15 protein-coding genes, 4 tRNA genes and 1 pseudogene are annotated in these 17,259 nt (G+C 39.8%); 18 read left to right on the top strand and 2 right to left on the bottom strand.

Features of this window, described 5'->3' with window-relative positions:
• Position 1 precedes the first annotated feature (1 nt).
• The 4 genes from N8M09_RS07430 (at position 2) to N8M09_RS07415 (ending at position 367) form a co-directional block, all read left to right on the top strand.
• Positions 2 to 74: transfer RNA gene (locus N8M09_RS07430), tRNA-Phe, on the top strand.
• A gap of 20 nt (positions 75 to 94) precedes the next feature.
• A tRNA-Gly gene (locus tag N8M09_RS07425) sits at positions 95 to 165 on the top strand.
• A gap of 34 nt (positions 166 to 199) precedes the next feature.
• A tRNA-Ile gene (locus N8M09_RS07420) sits at positions 200 to 273 on the top strand.
• A 6-nt stretch (positions 274 to 279) separates the two neighbouring features.
• Positions 280 to 367: transfer RNA gene (locus tag N8M09_RS07415), tRNA-Ser, on the top strand.
• A 188-nt stretch (positions 368 to 555) separates the two neighbouring features.
• Here the strand turns inward: N8M09_RS07415 and birA are convergent.
• Together birA and N8M09_RS07405 are read right to left on the bottom strand one after the other, a co-directional pair.
• The gene (birA, locus tag N8M09_RS07410) at positions 556 to 1,491 is read right to left on the bottom strand and encodes a bifunctional biotin--[acetyl-CoA-carboxylase] ligase/biotin operon repressor BirA (protein WP_261064743.1); all 936 of its coding nucleotides are present in this window, start codon (positions 1,489 to 1,491) and stop codon (positions 556 to 558) included.
• Positions 1,488 to 2,348: an AraC family transcriptional regulator gene (locus N8M09_RS07405; RefSeq protein ID WP_261064742.1), complete on the bottom strand. Its 861-nt coding sequence runs from the start codon at positions 2,346 to 2,348 to the stop codon at positions 1,488 to 1,490. The genes birA and N8M09_RS07405 overlap by 4 nt, the downstream gene beginning before the upstream one ends.
• Positions 2,349 to 2,455: 107 nt before the next feature.
• Between N8M09_RS07405 and N8M09_RS07400 the strand changes: the two genes are divergently transcribed.
• The 14 genes and pseudogenes from N8M09_RS07400 to N8M09_RS07335 all read left to right on the top strand — a co-directional run bounded on the left by N8M09_RS07400 (position 2,456) and on the right by N8M09_RS07335 (position 17,136).
• On the top strand, positions 2,456 to 4,618 hold the full coding sequence (locus tag N8M09_RS07400) for an alpha-galactosidase (RefSeq protein WP_261064741.1): 2,163 nt from the start codon (positions 2,456 to 2,458) through the stop codon (positions 4,616 to 4,618).
• A gap of 34 nt (positions 4,619 to 4,652) precedes the next feature.
• Positions 4,653 to 5,903, top strand: coding sequence for an extracellular solute-binding protein (locus N8M09_RS07395; RefSeq protein ID WP_173280917.1), 1,251 nt, complete (start codon positions 4,653 to 4,655; stop codon positions 5,901 to 5,903).
• An 18-nt stretch (positions 5,904 to 5,921) separates the two neighbouring features.
• A complete protein-coding gene (locus tag N8M09_RS07390) occupies positions 5,922 to 6,794 on the top strand; it encodes a carbohydrate ABC transporter permease (RefSeq protein ID WP_261064740.1) in 873 nt (290 codons plus the stop codon).
• A gap of 16 nt (positions 6,795 to 6,810) precedes the next feature.
• On the top strand, positions 6,811 to 7,644 hold the full coding sequence (locus N8M09_RS07385; RefSeq protein ID WP_261064739.1) for a carbohydrate ABC transporter permease: 834 nt from the start codon (positions 6,811 to 6,813) through the stop codon (positions 7,642 to 7,644).
• A gap of 318 nt (positions 7,645 to 7,962) precedes the next feature.
• Positions 7,963 to 9,405, top strand: coding sequence for a sucrose phosphorylase (gene gtfA, locus N8M09_RS07380; RefSeq protein ID WP_261064738.1), 1,443 nt, complete (start codon positions 7,963 to 7,965; stop codon positions 9,403 to 9,405).
• A 137-nt stretch (positions 9,406 to 9,542) separates the two neighbouring features.
• The gene (locus N8M09_RS07375) at positions 9,543 to 10,736 is read left to right on the top strand and encodes an O-antigen ligase family protein (RefSeq protein WP_261064737.1); all 1,194 of its coding nucleotides are present in this window, start codon (positions 9,543 to 9,545) and stop codon (positions 10,734 to 10,736) included.
• 144 nt (positions 10,737 to 10,880) lie between these two features.
• Positions 10,881 to 11,324 (top strand): MarR family winged helix-turn-helix transcriptional regulator, encoded by a 444-nt coding sequence (locus tag N8M09_RS07370; protein WP_101782382.1) that lies wholly within the window; start codon positions 10,881 to 10,883, stop codon positions 11,322 to 11,324.
• 37 nt (positions 11,325 to 11,361) lie between these two features.
• Positions 11,362 to 11,550: pseudogene (locus tag N8M09_RS07365) on the top strand (nuclear transport factor 2 family protein); the annotation flags it as partial.
• A 14-nt stretch (positions 11,551 to 11,564) separates the two neighbouring features.
• Positions 11,565 to 12,293, top strand: coding sequence for an ATP-binding cassette domain-containing protein (locus N8M09_RS07360; protein ID WP_261064736.1), 729 nt, complete (start codon positions 11,565 to 11,567; stop codon positions 12,291 to 12,293).
• A complete protein-coding gene (locus tag N8M09_RS07355; RefSeq protein WP_261064735.1) occupies positions 12,286 to 13,806 on the top strand; it encodes an ABC transporter permease/substrate-binding protein in 1,521 nt (506 codons plus the stop codon). Before N8M09_RS07360 ends, N8M09_RS07355 begins: the two co-directional genes overlap by 8 nt.
• 337 nt (positions 13,807 to 14,143) lie before the next feature.
• Entirely contained in the window at positions 14,144 to 14,746 is a 603-nt protein-coding gene (locus N8M09_RS07350) for an ECF transporter S component (protein ID WP_261064734.1), read from the top strand.
• Positions 14,746 to 15,537 carry an energy-coupling factor transporter transmembrane component T gene (locus N8M09_RS07345; RefSeq protein WP_261064733.1) on the top strand — a complete coding sequence of 264 codons (792 nt, stop codon included), beginning with the start codon at positions 14,746 to 14,748 and terminating at the stop codon, positions 15,535 to 15,537. The genes N8M09_RS07350 and N8M09_RS07345 overlap by 1 nt, the downstream gene beginning before the upstream one ends.
• Positions 15,513 to 16,349 (top strand): ABC transporter ATP-binding protein, encoded by an 837-nt coding sequence (locus tag N8M09_RS07340; RefSeq protein WP_000343048.1) that lies wholly within the window; start codon positions 15,513 to 15,515, stop codon positions 16,347 to 16,349. Before N8M09_RS07345 ends, N8M09_RS07340 begins: the two co-directional genes overlap by 25 nt.
• Complete coding sequence (locus N8M09_RS07335; protein WP_125375908.1) at positions 16,336 to 17,136, top strand: energy-coupling factor ABC transporter ATP-binding protein; 801 nt, start codon at positions 16,336 to 16,338, stop codon at positions 17,134 to 17,136. Before N8M09_RS07340 ends, N8M09_RS07335 begins: the two co-directional genes overlap by 14 nt.
• The last annotated feature ends 123 nt before the right edge of the window (positions 17,137 to 17,259 follow it).

The following is a 17,259-nucleotide window of genomic DNA, read 5'->3' as shown; positions in this document are numbered from 1 at the left end:
AGGCTCGGTAGCTCAGTTGGTAGAGCAATGGATTGAAGCTCCATGTGTCGGCGGTTCGATTCCGTCTCGCGCCATTTTTAATTATAGTATGTATGCGGGTGTAGTTTAGTGGTAAAACTACAGCCTTCCAAGCTGTTGTCGCGAGTTCGATTCTCGTCACCCGCTTTGAACTTTGTTCTTTGTACCAAGTTTTTAACTTGGGCGCGTAGCTCAGGTGGTTAGAGCGCACGCCTGATAAGCGTGAGGTCGGTGGTTCGAGTCCACTCGTGCCCATTAATTGGAGAATTACTCAAGAGGCTGAAGAGGACGGTTTGCTAAATCGTTAGGTCGGGTAACTGGCGCAAGGGTTCGAATCCCTTATTCTCCGTTTTAATGAGGGGTTTATAACTCTCTTTTTTTGTATTTTTAAGAATAGTAGAATAAAAACTTCAGATTTGTAAAACTTAATTGGATTACTTATCTGAAGTTTTTTTGCGCTCTTTGTCAACTGTAGTGGGCTGGAGAAAAGCTAAAATCTTTATATATTGTCGTTTTTATGGTTGTGCTAGTTTATTATTACTTCCAACTCTTGAGTGAAATTTCTCCGCTATTGAGCCAGATTTCTTTTCCGTTATCACATTGCACCAAAAGTTTGCCATTTTCTGAGATATCTTTAGCAAGTCCTTTGTAGTCTTTTTTATCCAGTGTGAAAGTAACTTCTTTTCCTAGAACGAAGGACTGTTTTTTGTATAGGTATAATAGCTCTTCTGCTGGTGTTTCGAAGAAAGCACGCCAGGTCTCTATGATTAATTCATTTCTGGTTATAGGTGCTGGTACATTAAATAAACTAGCAGCTTTTTCTTTTAATTCTTGAGGGAAGTCTTTAATAGTGAAATTGATACCTACTCCAATAATGATATCTGTGACTAAGCCTGTTTCTACAGAGGTCATTGCTTCAGTGAGAATTCCTCCAATTTTATGATTATTTAGGTAGATATCATTAACCCATTTTATGTCGACATCTATTAAAGTTAGGTTCTTAATGGCTTTGTAGATAGCTCCTGCTACAAGTAGTGTGTAGGATGGTAATTGGTCATAGGGGAGATTTGGTTTAAGATGGAGTGTCATATAAATGCCACCTTGTGGGGAGTAGAAAGAACGTTGAAAACGGCCTCGTCCAGCTGTTTGATAGGAAGCTAGATAGAGAGTGTTTGCTTCATTCCCTAAATCAATTGCTTCTTTTGCATCGAGTTGTGTTGATTTTGTTTCGGGTTTAAAACTGACTTTAATTGGAAGATTTTCTTCTAGAAGTTCTGGAAGAATAAGGTCTCCATTCACCAGTTTATATCCTTTGTTTTTGATACTATCAATTTCAATTCCTTCTTGTTCTAGTCGCTTGATAGCTTTCCATATCGATGTTCGGGTAAGTGATAGTTCTTCTGCAATCTTTTCTCCGCTGATATAATCGGTTTCTTTTGCTAGAATTTGGTAGACGGCTTGGTAGGATTTCATAGTGTTTCCTTTCTCACTAGTTGGTGTTGAGAATATTCTTTTCTTGTTTGACTTGGAGTCTGGTTAAAGTATTGTTTATAAGCTTTAGAAAAATGTAGTGGATCTGAAAAGCCTACCGAGTATGCAATTACCTTGATGGACTCTTGGGTATTTTCGAGAAGTTGTTTAGCTCGATGCATTCGAACGTAGTGTAGGTATTCTTTGGGAGATAAGGTGTTAAACTCTTTGAATACGCTTGATAAGTAGCTTCTGTGAACGGATAGTTCTTTCGCTAAATCTTGAATTGTAAGTGATTGAGGGTAGTGGCTATCAATTAATCTTTTGCATTCGAGATAGAGTTGGTGGGTCGATGAAATATTCTTTTTCTTCTGATTGGGAGCAATAGTTCCCAGATGAAACATCAGTTCATGGAGTTGTCCCATGATGTGGAGTTGAGCTAATTCATTGGATTTTGCAATCTGAGCGAAGCGGACAATGTCTGAGATGAGTTTTGCAGTAGTCTGGGTATGACAAGTTTCAGATTGGATGAGATAAGATTGGTCAGAAATTTGAGAAAGAGCAAAATAATCAGGAGCTTTCCCTCCAGTGATTCCTAACCAGTAGTAGGCCCAAGGTTCTTTACTATCTGCTTGATAAAAGGTTAGTTCATCTGGTTTTAATAGAAAGAAATCTCCTTCTTTTAAATCAACAATTTTACCCTTGTAATGAAATTTTCCTTGTCCTTTAGTAATGTAATGTAGGACGTATGTATCACGAATGGCTGGACCAAAAGAGTAATTAGGTGTGCATTCCTCATATCCATAAAAGCTTAGAGAAAGGTCAATTGTTCCAGTCTGGTATTCTGAAAAAACTAGCATGTGCTACCTCCTACCTAACATTTTACCATATTCTTGAGACATTTTTCTATTTTAGAAAGCGATTTCAGATGATAAAATATAGTCAATAAAGTGATGAGGTGAAGTAAATGGGAGTTAGGATAGAGAATAATCTATTTTATGTTGAGAGTAAAAATCTAAGTTTGATTATTGAAAATCGAAATGGCTACTTACTTTTGAAACATTTAGGAAAGACTATTAAGAACTATAAAGGTTCCAATAGTGTTTATGAACGGGACCATGCCTTTTCAGGGAATCCAACAGCTACTAATCGAACCTTTAGTTTAGATACGCAACGTCAAATTTTTGGACAACATGGTCTGGGTGACTATAGAAAACCAACTTTACAGATTCAGCATGATGCAACTGAAGTAACAGACTTTCGATTTGTAGAAGCAAAGATTTTAAAAGGTCAGAATGGTTCACAGGGCTTACCTTCTCCACACAGCGTGGATGATACAGAGACTCTTGTCTTAATGTTAGAAGATTCTAAGGCTCAACTTAGTCTGACTTTGTATTATACTGCTTTTGATAATGATGCGACAATTGCTAGTTACAGCAAATTGGAGAATAATAGTAATCAGGAAGTTATCATCCATAAAGATTTTTCTTTTATGGCTGATTTCCCTGCTGCAGCTTACGAAATCGTAACTCTGCAGGGTGCTTATGCTCGTGAAAAGACTGTTAGACGTCAACAGGTAGAACAAGGAATCTTTTCGATTAGTTCAAACCGAGGTGCTTCTGGTCATGCTCAAACACCAGCTCTTCTCTTATGTGATCAAGGAGTCACAGAGTATGCTGGAAATGTGTTTGCAATTCAACTAATGTATAGTGGAAACTTTGAAGCTTTTGTTCAAAAGAATCAATTGAATGAAGTTCGGGTGGCTATTGGCATTAATCCGGAAAACTTTTCTTGGAAGTTAGACCCTGAGGAATACTTTGAAACACCGGTAGCTTTAATGACTTATTCAGATAAGGGATTAACTGGTGTTAGTCATGAAAGTCAGAATTTTGTACTGAAGCACATTATGCCAAGTAAATTTTCTACAAAAGAACGCCCAATTCTAATCAATAACTGGGAAGCTACTTACTTTGATTTTCAGAGAGAAAAACTGTTAGAGTTAGCGGATGAAGCTAAAAAAGTTGGCATTGAACTTTTTGTATTAGATGATGGTTGGTTTGGCAATCGTTTTGATGATAATCGTGCTTTAGGTGACTGGAGTGTTAATGAGGAAAAACTGGGTGGAAGTCTAGAAAGTCTGATTTCAGCTATCCACGAAAGAGGTTTGCAGTTTGGGCTTTGGTTAGAACCTGAAATGATTTCTGTAGATAGCGATTTGTATCGTAAACATCCTGACTGGGCTATTCAGGTTCCAGGATATGAACATACCTATTCTAGAAATCAACTAGTACTTAACCTTGCCAATCCTCAGGTAGTAGAATACTTGAAAAATGTCTTAGATCAACTCCTATCTTATCATGAGATTGATTACATTAAATGGGATATGAATCGTAATATGACTAACCTTGGGAATGGTTCAAACTATCTAGAGACACAGATGCAATCTCATCACTACATGCTGGGGCTTTATGAACTCGTTTCTTATCTGACAGAGAAGCACAGCCATATTCTCTTTGAGTCCTGCTCTGGTGGTGGTGGACGAAATGATCTGGGTATGATGCGCTATTTTCCACAAGTCTGGGCTAGTGATAATACTGATGCTATTGCACGTTTACCAATTCAATACGGTTCATCCTATCTCTATCCAACCATTTCTATGGGGGCTCATGTGTCAGCAGTACCGAATCATCAGATGAGACGAACGACACCATTAGAAACACGTGGCCATGTAGCAATGATGGGAAATTTGGGCTATGAGCTTGATTTGACAAGTTTATCCGATGAAGAGAAAGCTGAGATTGCTAATCAGGTGAACTTGTATAAAGAATTACGACCAGTAGTTCAGTTAGGACAACAGTATAGACTAATTAATCCTGATATTGCATCCAATGAAGCAGCTGTACAATTTAATTACAAAAATCAAACGATTGTAACCTACGTTCGCGTTTTGTCAGTTGTAGAGACCATGGAAACAACTTTAAAATTAAAAGATTTGGTTGAAGAGGGACTGTATGAATTACAGGAAAATGGAGTAGTTTACTCAGGTGCAGAACTCATGTATGCAGGTTTAACTGTTATCTTATCCCAGGGAGATTTTTTGAGTAGACAGTATATTTTTAGAAGACTATAATAAAGGTGTATAAATTTATAAAGGAGGCTTTCCAATGAAATGGTATAAGAAAGCAGGTTTTCTCTTAGTCGCTGGGGCTAGTTTACTAGGTCTAGCAGCTTGTGGTCAGAATAATCAATCGACTGATGGAAAGGTAACGATTGAATTTTTTAACCAGAAGACCGAAATGGCGGATACTTTGCAAAAAATTGTAGATAATTTTGAAAAGGATCATCCTACTATTGATGTAAAACTGACGACTGTTCCGGCAGCTGGCATTGTTCTGAAGACTCGGATTTTATCAGGAGATGTCCCAGATATTGTTAATATCTATCCTCAAAATATGGATTTTCAGGAGTGGGCAAAAGCAGGTTACTTTGCAGATATGACAGGGAAATCTTATCTTGAGAATATTAAGAATGACTATGCAGAAAAGTATGCAATCAATAACAAGATTTATAGTGTGCCTTTAACTGCTAACCTTTATGGAATCTATTACAATAAAACAAAGTTTAAAGAATTAGGACTTGAGGAACCGAAGACTTTTAAAGAGTTTCAAGAGATTGTTAAAAAGATAAAAGATAGTGGGAATTCTCCGTTTGCAGTTGCAGGCAATGAAGGATGGACATTAAACGGTTATCACCAACTTTCTCTCATTACCATTACAGGCAGTGGAGACGCAGCTAATAACTATCTTCGCTTTTCAAAACCAAATGCTATTTCTGCAGATGATGCTATTTTAAAAGCAGATGCAGAACGACTAGATTTGTTGGCGGATAATGCTCAAGATGGATGGCGTGGTGCCTCTTATAATGATGCGGTGGTAGCATTCTCGAATGAAAAAGCCTTGATGATGCCACAAGGATCATGGGCATTAGCGGCAATTAATCAACAGGATCCAAAATTTGATGTGGGGATGTTTGCCTTCCCAGGAGAAGAAGTAGGAAAAGAAGTCACTGTTGGTGCAGGGGACATGGCATTATCAACTTCAGCTACTACCAAACATCCTAAAGAAACCGAAGAATTTATCAGCTATATGACTAGTTCAAAAGCTATGCAAGCATATTATGATGTGGATGGATCACCAGTTGCGGTGAAAGGTGTACAGGAAAAAGAAGATTCAGCACTTGCAGAGATTTCTAAACTAGCATTTACGGATAAACATTATGTTTGGTTGGGCCAACACTGGAATTCTGAAGAAGATTTTTTCAATCTAAGTGCAGGTTACTTGATGGATAAAAATCTGAAAAATATGGCAAACAATCTCAATGCTTTCTTTAATCCAATGAAGGCAGATTTGGACTAGAATAGGAGTTAAGATGATATGGCTATTCGAAAATTTTTAAATAAATACTGGGGTTGGACTTTTTTGCTCATCCCGCTTGCATTACAAGCTATCTTCTTTTACTTTCCGATGGTACAAGGTGCTTTCTATAGTTTGACTAACTGGACTGGATTAACCTATAATTATAAATTTGTTGGTCTGAATAACTACAAATTGCTGATGATTGATGGGAAATTCTTCACAGCCATTGCTTTTACTTTGATTTTAACCCTGGCATTGATTATTGGAGAGATTACAATTGGGATGGTTGTCGCTCGAACCTTAAATTCTAAGATGAAAGGGCAGACTTTCTTTAGAGCATGGTTCTTTTTCCCAGCGGTTTTGTCTGGTTTGACAGTTTCCTTGATTTTTAAACAATTCTTCAACTATGGTCTTCCAACGATTGGAAAAATTTTAGGAATTGGTTTTTTACAAGAAAGTCTATTAGGAACACCGATCGGAGCGGTAGTGGCAACTATTTTTGTTCTTCTATGGCAAGGAGTAGCAATGCCAATTATTCTCTTTCTTGCTGGTCTTCAGAGTATTCCATCTGATATTTTGGAGGCGGCATCAATTGATGGTGCAACAAGCAAACAAACTTTTTGGAAGATTGAATTACCATATTTGCTACCAACGATTTCTATGGTTTTTATCCTAGCTCTTAAGTCCGGTTTGACTGCCTTTGACCAAATTTTTGCCTTGACGAGTGGTGGTCCAAATAATGCTACAACGTCTCTTGGTCTTTTAGTCTACAACTATGCCTTCAAGAGTAATCAATATGGATATGCGAATGCAATTGCCTTGATTTTATTCTTAATTATTGGAATTGTTTCTCTTATCCAAATCAAACTATCAAAGAAATTTGAAATCTAATAGGGGAGTCCTACACATGAAAAAAGAAGAAAAATTGAATCAGTTTTGGAAGTATGTCCTCTTGATAGTAGGTGGTGTTCTCATACTTGTTCCTTTGTTGGTAACGGTTTTTAGTTCCTTCAAGACAACCAAGGATATCATGAATCATTTCTTTGGTTTGCCCAATCCTTTTACATTAAGCAATTATGAACGATTGATTTCGGATGGGATTGGAGGCTATTTCTGGAATTCAGCTGTTATTACGGTGTTATCATTGATTGTAGTAGCCTTCTTTATACCAGCTGCAGCCTATTCCATTGCTCGAAATATGTCCAAGAAAAAAGCCTTTGCAATTATGTATTCGCTCTTGATTTTAGGAATATTTGTTCCATTTCAGGTGATCATGATTCCTATCACAGTTATGATGAGCAAACTCGGCCTGGCAAATATGTGGGGGTTGGTACTACTTTATCTAACTTATGCAATTCCACAGACCCTTTTCTTATATGTTGGTTATATTAAAATCAGTGTACCAGATAGTTTAGATGAAGCTGCAGAAATTGATGGGGCTGATCGATTTACAACTTACCGTCGAATTATCTTTCCAATGCTGAAGCCCATGCATGCTACAACCCTGATTATCAATGCATTATGGTTCTGGAATGACTTTATGTTGCCATTGTTGATTTTAAATAAGGATTCCAAGCTGTGGACTTTGCCTCTCTTCCAGTACAACTACCAAGGTCAGTATTTTAATGACTATGGGCCAAGTTTTGCATCCTATATTGTAGGAATTGTCACAATTACTGTCGTCTACCTCATCTTCCAAAAACATATTATTTCAGGAATAAGCAACGGAGCAGTGAAGTAAGAAGAGACTAGAGAAGCTATGATTCCTGATACAGAGGAATAGTTCAGCTAGTTGACAATTTTATGTGAAAACAAGAAAGTAGTACTTAGTTTATCACAGTCTATATTAGTACGAGTTTGATGATAAACAGAGATTTAATACTCAATGAAAATCAAAGAGCAAACTAGGAAGCTAGCCGCAGGTTGCTCAAAGCACAGCTTTGAGGTTGCAGATAAAGCTGACGTAGTTTGAAGAGATTTTCGAAGAGTATAACATGAATTTGATTTACGAAGCCAAGTCATATGAGACTTGGCTTCAATTAGAAAAAGGAGAGTAATGATGCCAATTCAGAATAAAACTATGTTGATTACCTATTCAGATAGTCTTGGAAATAATCTTAAAGACTTATATGAGAATTTGGAAGAGCATTTTGGATATGCTATTGGGGGAGTTCACCTTCTACCATTTTTCCCATCAACAGGCGATCGTGGATTTGCGCCAGTTGACTATGACGAAGTGGATTCAGCTTTTGGTGATTGGGAGGACGTTAAGCGTTTAGGTGAGAAATATTATCTTATGTTTGACTTTATGATTAATCATATTTCTCGTCAATCTAAGTATTATAAGGACTATCAAGAAAAACATGAAGCCAGTGAATTTAAAGATCTCTTTTTAAACTGGGATAAGTTTTGGCCAGAAAACCGTCCGACACAGTCTGATGTAGATTTAATTTACAAGCGTAAGGATCGTGCACCAAAGCAAGAGATTGTGTTTGAAGATGGTTCAGTAGAACATTTGTGGAATACCTTTGGTGAGGAGCAGATTGATCTTGATGTGACCAAAGAAGTAACGATGGAATTTATCCGTAAGACCATTCAGCACTTGGCAAGTAATGGGTGTGATTTGATTCGTCTAGATGCCTTTGCTTATGCAGTGAAGAAATTAGATACTAATGATTTCTTTGTAGAACCAGATATTTGGGATTTATTGGACAAAGTTCGAGATATCGCTGCTGAGTATGGGACAGAGCTCTTACCTGAGATTCATGAACATTATTCGATTCAGTTTAAAATAGCGGATCACGATTACTATGTTTATGATTTTGCTCTTCCAATGGTAACACTTTATACTCTTTACAGTTCCAGAACAGAGCGTTTGGCTAAGTGGTTAAAGATGAGCCCAATGAAGCAATTTACGACGCTAGACACCCATGATGGGATTGGAGTGGTGGATGTCAAGGATATCCTGACTGATGAGGAGATTGACTATGCTTCAAATGAACTCTATAAGGTGGGAGCTAATGTCAAACGTAAGTACTCTAGTGCAGAGTATAACAATCTAGATATCTACCAAATCAATTCAACCTATTATTCTGCGCTTGGAGATGATGATGTCAAGTATTTCCTTGCACGATTAATTCAAGCTTTTGCCCCAGGTATTCCTCAGGTTTACTATGTAGGTCTATTAGCAGGCAAGAATGATTTGAAATTATTAGAAGAAACTAAAGAAGGTCGAAATATTAATCGTCATTACTATAGCAATGAGGAAATAGCAGAAGAGGTCCAACGTCCTGTAGTGAAGACCCTTCTCAATCTATTTTCTTTCCGTAATCGATCAGTAGCTTTTGATTTAGAAGGAACTATTGACGTTGAAACACCAACAGCCCACAGCATTGTAATCAAACGTCAAAATAAAGATAAGTCCGTAACAGCAGTAGCAGAAATTGATTTGCAAAATCAGACTTATCGGGTAATTGAGAACGGAATTGAAGTAACATTTTGAAGCCTTGATATGGTTGATAAAATAGGGTTTTTATTTTAGAAAACGTTTCCTTTGTTTTCAAATTGCTAAAAAAGTGGTACAATATAGAATAGCTTACTATTATCTGAATCAACTGATTTGGAGAGAAAGGATTCATTTTGAAATCAATAGGCTTTATTGAAAAGCTGAAAGGGTTGTCTAGTAAAGAGCTGATTTTATTGGGGATTATCCTGAGTATCTTTTTACCCTTTTATCTTTTTGTAGTTGTATTCTGTTTATATATTATCAGTTTAATTTTCACAGGAGACATGAAAAGTATTCTTCAGAAAATGGGGGAGCATCCGATACTGCTTCTTTTTCTTGGCTATAGTACTGTTATATCCGTTTTTGCACAAAATTGGATGGGAGTTGTGGCTTCAGTAGGAATTTTTCTATTTACTGTTTTCTTTTTGCACTATCAGTCGATTTTATCACATAAATTCTTTCGATTGATTTTGCAGCTCGTCTTGTTTGGTAGCGTCTTGTCAGCTGCTTTTGCGAGTTTAGAACATTTCCAAATTGTGAAGAAATTTAACTATGCTTTTCTTTCACCCAATATGCAGGTTTGGCATCAGAATCGTGCAGAAGTGACCTTCTTTAACCCTAATTATTATGGAATTATTTGTTGTTTCTGTATCATGATTGCCTTCTATCTGTTTACAACGACCAAGTTGAATTGGTTGAAAGTATTCTGTGTGATTGCAGGCTTTGTTAATCTCTTTGGTTTGAACTTTACGCAAAATCGAACTGCCTTTCCTGCTATTATCGCTGGAGCCATTATTTATCTCTTTACGACCATTAAAAACTGGAAGGCCTTTTGGCTTAGTATTGGGGTCTTTGCGATTGGCTTGAGCTTCCTCTTTTCCAGTGATTTAGGAGTTCGGATGGGGACTTTAGATTCTTCTATGGAAGAACGCATTTCTATCTGGGATGCTGGGATGGCCTTATTTAAGCAAAATCCTTTCTGGGGTGAAGGGCCATTGACCTACATGCACTCGTATCCTCGGATAAATGCTCCTTATCATGAACATGCTCACAGCCTTTATATTGATACGATTCTGAGTTACGGAATTGTAGGGACTATTTTATTAGTTTTGTCTTCTGTTGCTCCTGTCCGCTTGATGATGGATATGAGTCAGGAGTCGGGGAAACGTCCGATTATCGGTCTTTATCTGTCTTTCCTTACAGTGGTTGCTGTGCATGGAATCTTTGACTTGGCTCTCTTCTGGATCCAGTCAGGTTTCATTTTCTTATTAGTTATGTGCAGTATTCCATTGGAGCATCGAACGTTGGTATCGGACATGACGGATTAAGTTTTATAAGATTGAAATCTTCTACCTTGGGTAGGAGATTTTTTACTGGGAAAAATTATTTCTAAATCGAAATAGTTGACAGTTGGAATAATGAGTGTTACAATTATTTTATTCGTTTCGATATCGAAATAAATTGGAGGTGTTATGAAAGATAGTCATTTGGTAGCCCATCATATTCGTTTGTTGAATGGGCGGATTTTTCAAAAGTTACTGAGCCAAGATCCTGAAGCTCTTTATCGGAGTGAACAGGGGAAGATTTTAGCGGTTTTATGGAATAGTGAAACTGGCTGCGCAACTGCGACAGATATTGCGCTTGCGACTGGACTTGCTAATAATACTCTGACGACGATGATTAAAAAACTAGAGGAACAAAATCTTGTAACTATTAGTCCATGTGGAGAAGATAAGCGTAAGAAGTATTTGGTTTTAACAGAGTTGGGGCAGTCTCAGAAAGAAGTGGGGCATCGTGTCAGTCAGAAATTGGATACGATCTTTTACAAAGGATTTTCAGAGGAAGAAATTCGTCAGTTTGAAGCCTTTCAAGAAAGAATTTTGGCTAATCTGAAAGAGGAGGAAAATGAGGATTAAAATAGAGTAAATTAGCTGTTTATAAGTAAAGGCCGCTTTTGACTTTGTTTTCCAACTCTTAGGACAAGGAAACTATGTGGTTAGCTATGGTCAGACTCAGATTGATGGAGTTGACTATGCCCAGTACGATATCTTCCGTCTAGAAAACGGGAAAATTGTGGAACATTGGGACAATAAGGAAGTCATGCCTAAGGTAGAAGACTTGACCAATCGAGGGAAGTTTTAAATTGAGGATACAGAATGATTGAATACAAAAATGTAGCCTTGCGCTACACAGAAAAAGATGTTTTGAGAGATGTCAATTTACGAATTGAGAATGGGGAGTTTATGGTTTTAGTTGGTCCATCTGGGTCCGGTAAGACGACCATGATCAAGATGATTAATCGTCTTTTGGAACCAACTGATGGAAATATTTACATGGATGGCAAGCGCATCAAAGACTATGATGAGCGTGAGCTTCGTCTCTCTACTGGTTATGTTTTACAGGCCATTGCTCTATTTCCTAATCTAACGGTCGCGGAAAATATTGCCCTGATTCCTGAGATGAAAGGATGGACTAAGGAAGAAATTGCTCATAGAACAGAAGAGCTTTTGGCCAAGGTTGGCTTGCCAGTAGCTGAGTATGGGCGTCGTTTGCCTAGTGAATTATCTGGTGGAGAACAGCAACGGGTAGGTATTGTTCGTGCTATGATTGGTCAGCCTAAGATTCTCCTCATGGATGAGCCTTTTTCGGCTCTTGATGCTATTTCGAGAAAACAGTTGCAGGTTCTGACTAAAGAATTGCATAAAGAGTTTGGGATGACAACAATTTTTGTAACCCATGATACGGATGAAGCTTTGAAATTGGCGGACCGTATTGCTGTTTTACAGGATGGGGAGATTCGCCAGGTAGCGAATCCCGAGACCATTTTAAAAGCGCCTGCCACAGAATTTGTAGCAGACTTGTTTGGAGGTAGTGTTCATGACTAATTTAATTGCAACTTTTCAGGATCGTTTTAGTGATTGGTTGACAGCTCTATCTCAACATTTGCAGTTGTCACTTTTAACCTTGTTACTAGCTATTTTTATCGCGATTCCCTTGGCTGTTTATCTTCGCTTTCATGAGAAGTTGGCGGATTGGGTCTTGCAGATTGCAGGGATTTTCCAGACCATCCCGTCTCTGGCCTTGTTGGGGCTCTTTATTCCTTTGATGGGAATTGGAACCTTGCCTGCTTTGACAGCACTAGTGATTTATGCGATTTTTCCGATTTTGCAAAATACTATCACTGGACTCAAGGGAATTGATCCAAGTCTACAAGAGGCTGGGATTGCCTTTGGGATGACTAGGTGGGAGCGACTCAAGAAGTTTGAAATTCCACTTGCTATGCCTGTTATGATGTCTGGAATTCGGACGGCAGCTGTCTTGATTATCGGTACGGCAACCTTGGCGGCCTTGATTGGGGCAGGGGGACTGGGTTCCTTTATCCTTTTGGGAATTGACCGTAATAATGCCAGTTTGATTTTGATTGGGGCCCTTTCTTCTGCAGTGCTAGCCATTGCCTTTAACTTCCTACTAAAAGTGATGGAAAAAGCAAAATTGCGGACGATTTTTTCTGGTTTTGCCTTGGTGACAATATTGCTCGGTTTGTCTTATAGTCCAGCTCTTTTGTCTCAAAAAGACAAAGAGAACTTGATCATTGCTGGGAAATTGGGGCCAGAACCAGAAATTTTGGCCAATATGTATAAACTCCTTATTGAAGAAAATACCAGTATGACTGCGACTGTTAAACCAAATTTTGGGAAAACAAGCTTCCTCTATGAAGCTCTGAAAAAAGGCGATATTGACATCTATCCTGAATTTACTGGTACGGTGACTGAAAGTTTGCTTCAGCCATCACCGAAAGTGAGTCATGAGCCAGAGCAGGTTTATGATGTAGCGCGTGATGGTATTGCAAAACAGGATCATCTAGCCTATCTCAAACCCATGTCTTATCAAAATACCTACGCTGTAGCTGTTCCGAAAAAGATTGCTCAAGAATACGGGTTGAAGACCATTTCGGACTTGAAAAAAGTGGAAGGACAGTTGAAGGCAGGCTTTACTCTCGAATTTAATGACCGTGAAGATGGCAATAAGGGCTTGCAATCAATGTATGGTCTCAATCTCAATGTAGCGACGATGGAGCCAGCCCTTCGCTATCAGGCAATTCAGTCAGGTGATATTCAAATCACGGATGCCTATTCGACGGATGCAGAGTTAGCGCGTTATGATTTACAGGTCTTGGAAGATGACAAGCAACTCTTCCCACCTTATCAAGGAGCTCCGCTAATGAAAGAAGCTCTTCTCAAGAAACATCCTGAGTTGGAAAAAGTTCTCAATAAATTGGCTGGTAAAATTACGGAAAGCCAGATGAGCCAGCTCAACTACCAAGTCGGTGTTGAAGGCAAGTCAGCAGAACAAGTAGCCAAGGAGTTTCTACAAGAACAAGGTTTGTTGAAGAAATAGTTTGAAAATGTCAAACTCAACTTGCTTAAACGACTACAGAAAAGAATGCTCAGACAATGTCGTCTGGGCTTTTTTGATATTAGAGTTACTGAATGTCTTTCAAAATGGAAAATAAGAGGAAATTTTTAGGATTTTCTAAAATTTTACTGTAAATACACTTGACTATTCACAAAATAGGTGTATAATGTGTTGTGAACTACTTAACAAATAAAGATTTCCAGCTCATGTTGACTAAGGATGGAAATCTTGTGTATAGACAGTTCAGTAGATATATAATAGAGCGTTGCGTCCGAAAGTCTATCCAGACACGGCTCTTTAAAAACAAAAGGAGAAGATTATGAAAACAGAACCGATTCATCGTACCAGTATGTGGAAATTTAAGTTAAGTGCTGCCACCATGACTTTGATTCCCGCTGCCGTGGGGATTAACTATGTTGCCAAAGCCTTGGCGGAGGGGTTAAAGTTGCCCGTTTGGCTGGGGTCTTTGGGAACCTTTCTTACCAGCATGTTGGCTGGGCCGATTGCCGGTGCCATTAGTGGTTTCATCAACAACGTGATCTATGGGCTGACCTTATCGCCAATTTCAACCGTGTATGCGATTACCAGCATCGGAATTGGGATTGCTGTCGGAGTTTTGCACGCCAATGGGTGGTTCTCGTCAGCGCGACGAGTATTTGTTTCTGCTATTATTATTGCCATCGTTTCAGCTGTCATTTCAACGCCACTCAACGTCATCTTTTGGGGTGGTCAGACCGGTATCGCTTGGGGTGACTCATTGTTTGCGGTAATGGTCGCCAATCATGCACCAGTGTGGCTGGCCTCATTTACCGATGAGTTTGTCTTGGATATTTTGGATAAAGTCTGTGTGGCCTACCTGGCATTCTTCATCTATCGTCAGCTGCCGAAGCGGATGGTGCACTTCTTTAGCGATGATAAATGATGACTGATAAAACATTGATTTCTGGAGCGCCACGGGTCAAGCTCAAGTGGTACCAGGTGATCGATCCGATTACTAAGCTCTTGTTCATCTTGGACATGACGTTGTTGAGCTTTGCCAGTATGAATTTATTGCTTCAGGCCGGATTAATTCTTGTCGCAACACTGCTATTGTTATTTTCCAAATTGAGTTCTACCACCTTTAAGGCGCTGGGATTCAGCCTGTTTCTGATTTGCACCATGCTGATCATCCAAGGGTTATTTTACAGTCGGAATCAAACTGTGCTGTTTTCTGTGCTTGGGGTGTCGTTCTACAAAGAAGGCCTGATTTACGCTACCACTCTGGGTTGTCGAGTATTGGTGATTATTTTGACCAGTGGCTTTTTTATGGTGACCACGAGTATTTCAGAAAACGCGGCCTATTTGGAACTGTCCGGATTGTCTTATAAAACCGTCTACGTTCTGATGTCGGTGTGTTATATTTTGCCGGAAATGATGCGCAATATGCAGAAAATCCAGCAGGCACAAAAAGTTCGCGGAACCAATCCGCAAAAAACGTTGATTCAGAAATTAAAGTCAGTCCTGCCGGTTCTAATTCCATTGGTGATTAAGACCTTGGATCAATCGATGACGCGGTCGATTTCTCTCCAACTGAGAGGTTTTGATAATCTCAACCGGACTGTCAGAACCTCCCAGCGCGTGTATCGCCTGTCGCGGACGCTGCACATTGGTCTGACTGGATTGGCAATTTTATTGATTGGGTGGAAGATATGGACGAAGATAAACGGATTGTAATTGAAAATTTGACCACCCGTTATCCGGGTACTGAGCAACCACAACTGCGTCAGATTAACGCGGAGGTTCATACCGGCCAGGTGGTTGGGATTATCGGGAATAGCCACTCCGGCAAATCGACTTTGTGCCGTGTGCTGGCAGGGGTCATTCCCAAAATTGTGTCTGCTGAGATTGAGGGCGATTGGCACATGTTTGGCCAGCGAGTGTCCGACAATTGGCCCGTTTATAATGCCATGAATGGAGTTGTACTGCAAAATCCAGCTGGCCAACTAAGCGGGTTGGCAGACACGGTTGCCGATGAAATCGCCTTTGACTTGATTAATCAGGGAATGGCTGAAGGACTGATTCAAAAACGGGTTGAAGAAGTTGCCACGCAAATGGGGCTGATTGAACAGCTGAATTTGCGTCCCGAGAGCCTTTCCGGTGGTCAGATCCAGCGGTTGGCAATTGCCACGGCGATTGTGGCTAATCCGGCTGTTTTGATTATGGATGATCCAACCAGTGAGATGGATCCCCTTGGCCGCCGGCAATTTTTCCAATGGCTGGCCCAAGTCAAAGAGACGACTGTCTTCATTGTCACCAGTGAAATTGACGATTTGTGCGAAGTCGCCGACGTTGTGTGGGTGCTGCACGAGGGTCAAATGGTAGCCCAGGGCAGGCCGGGTGAGGTGTTTAATCATTTGGCAGCTGACTGGCAGATTCCAGCCCCGACAATCCAGCAACTTGCTCAAAAAATGGATTGGCACTTGGCTGATGGCCGGTATCCGGTGAATTACGCTGATCTGAAGGAGGTTCGTTATGTCCACAATTGAACTGAGCCACCTGACGTTCACTTATCCGGAACGGTCCTTTAGCTTGGATGTTGAAGACAAACACTTCGCAGATCCGATGGTTGCGATTGTCGGCCAAAATGGTGCCGGCAAATCAACGCTCTTCAAATTGTTGACGGGCTTGCTGACACCACAAACCGGTGTGATTAAGATCGATGGAGAAAATTTTAATGATCTTAAACCAGTCGAAAAGTTACTGAAGGTTGGGATTACTTTTCAGAATCCTGACGATCAGCTTTTCAACCCGACCGTTCAACGAGAGGTGGAGTGGAATGTCGCGCAGGTCATGGATGACCACGACACGATTACGAGGCGGGCTTTAGCGGCTCTAAAAAGAGTTGGCTTGGATGATAAAATAGCTGAAAGTCCATATGACCTGTCATTGTCGGAACGCAAGCTGTTGAGCGTTGCCACAGTTTTGGCAGTGGATCCGGCGATTTATTTATTTGATGAGCCGATGATGTCGCTTGATTGGGAAAGCCGGCGCAAGTTGACCGCAATTTTCCATCAGTTGGCTGATTCGGGCCACCAAGTTGTGACCATCACCCATGACATGGATTGGGTCGCCGCCGAGTTTGAGTCGGTGTATGTTATGGAACACGGGAAGTTTGGCTTCGCCGGCAGTCCACGGGAATTGTTCAGCAATCACGAACTTGTCCAGCGAGTGGGATTACTACCACCGCGGATTATGGACATAGCGGAGTCGCTGGGCGATTCACAGACATATTTATCGGTTAATGATTATTGCCAGAAAAATCGAGATGTATAGAAAAAGTCACCTCTGTGGGTTTTCCAGGTTGAAGGATTAACTTCAGCTTCTGGAAAGAACTCACATGGGTGACTTTTGTGTTTAATAACGTTTCATGATTATCGGGTGCTTCCTAAGATCACT

Origin of the sequence: Streptococcus mitis (assembly GCF_946190375.1) — a bacterium.
GTDB lineage: Bacteria > Bacillota > Bacilli > Lactobacillales > Streptococcaceae > Streptococcus > Streptococcus mitis_CJ.
This window is presented reverse-complemented; position numbering and strand designations above follow the sequence as displayed.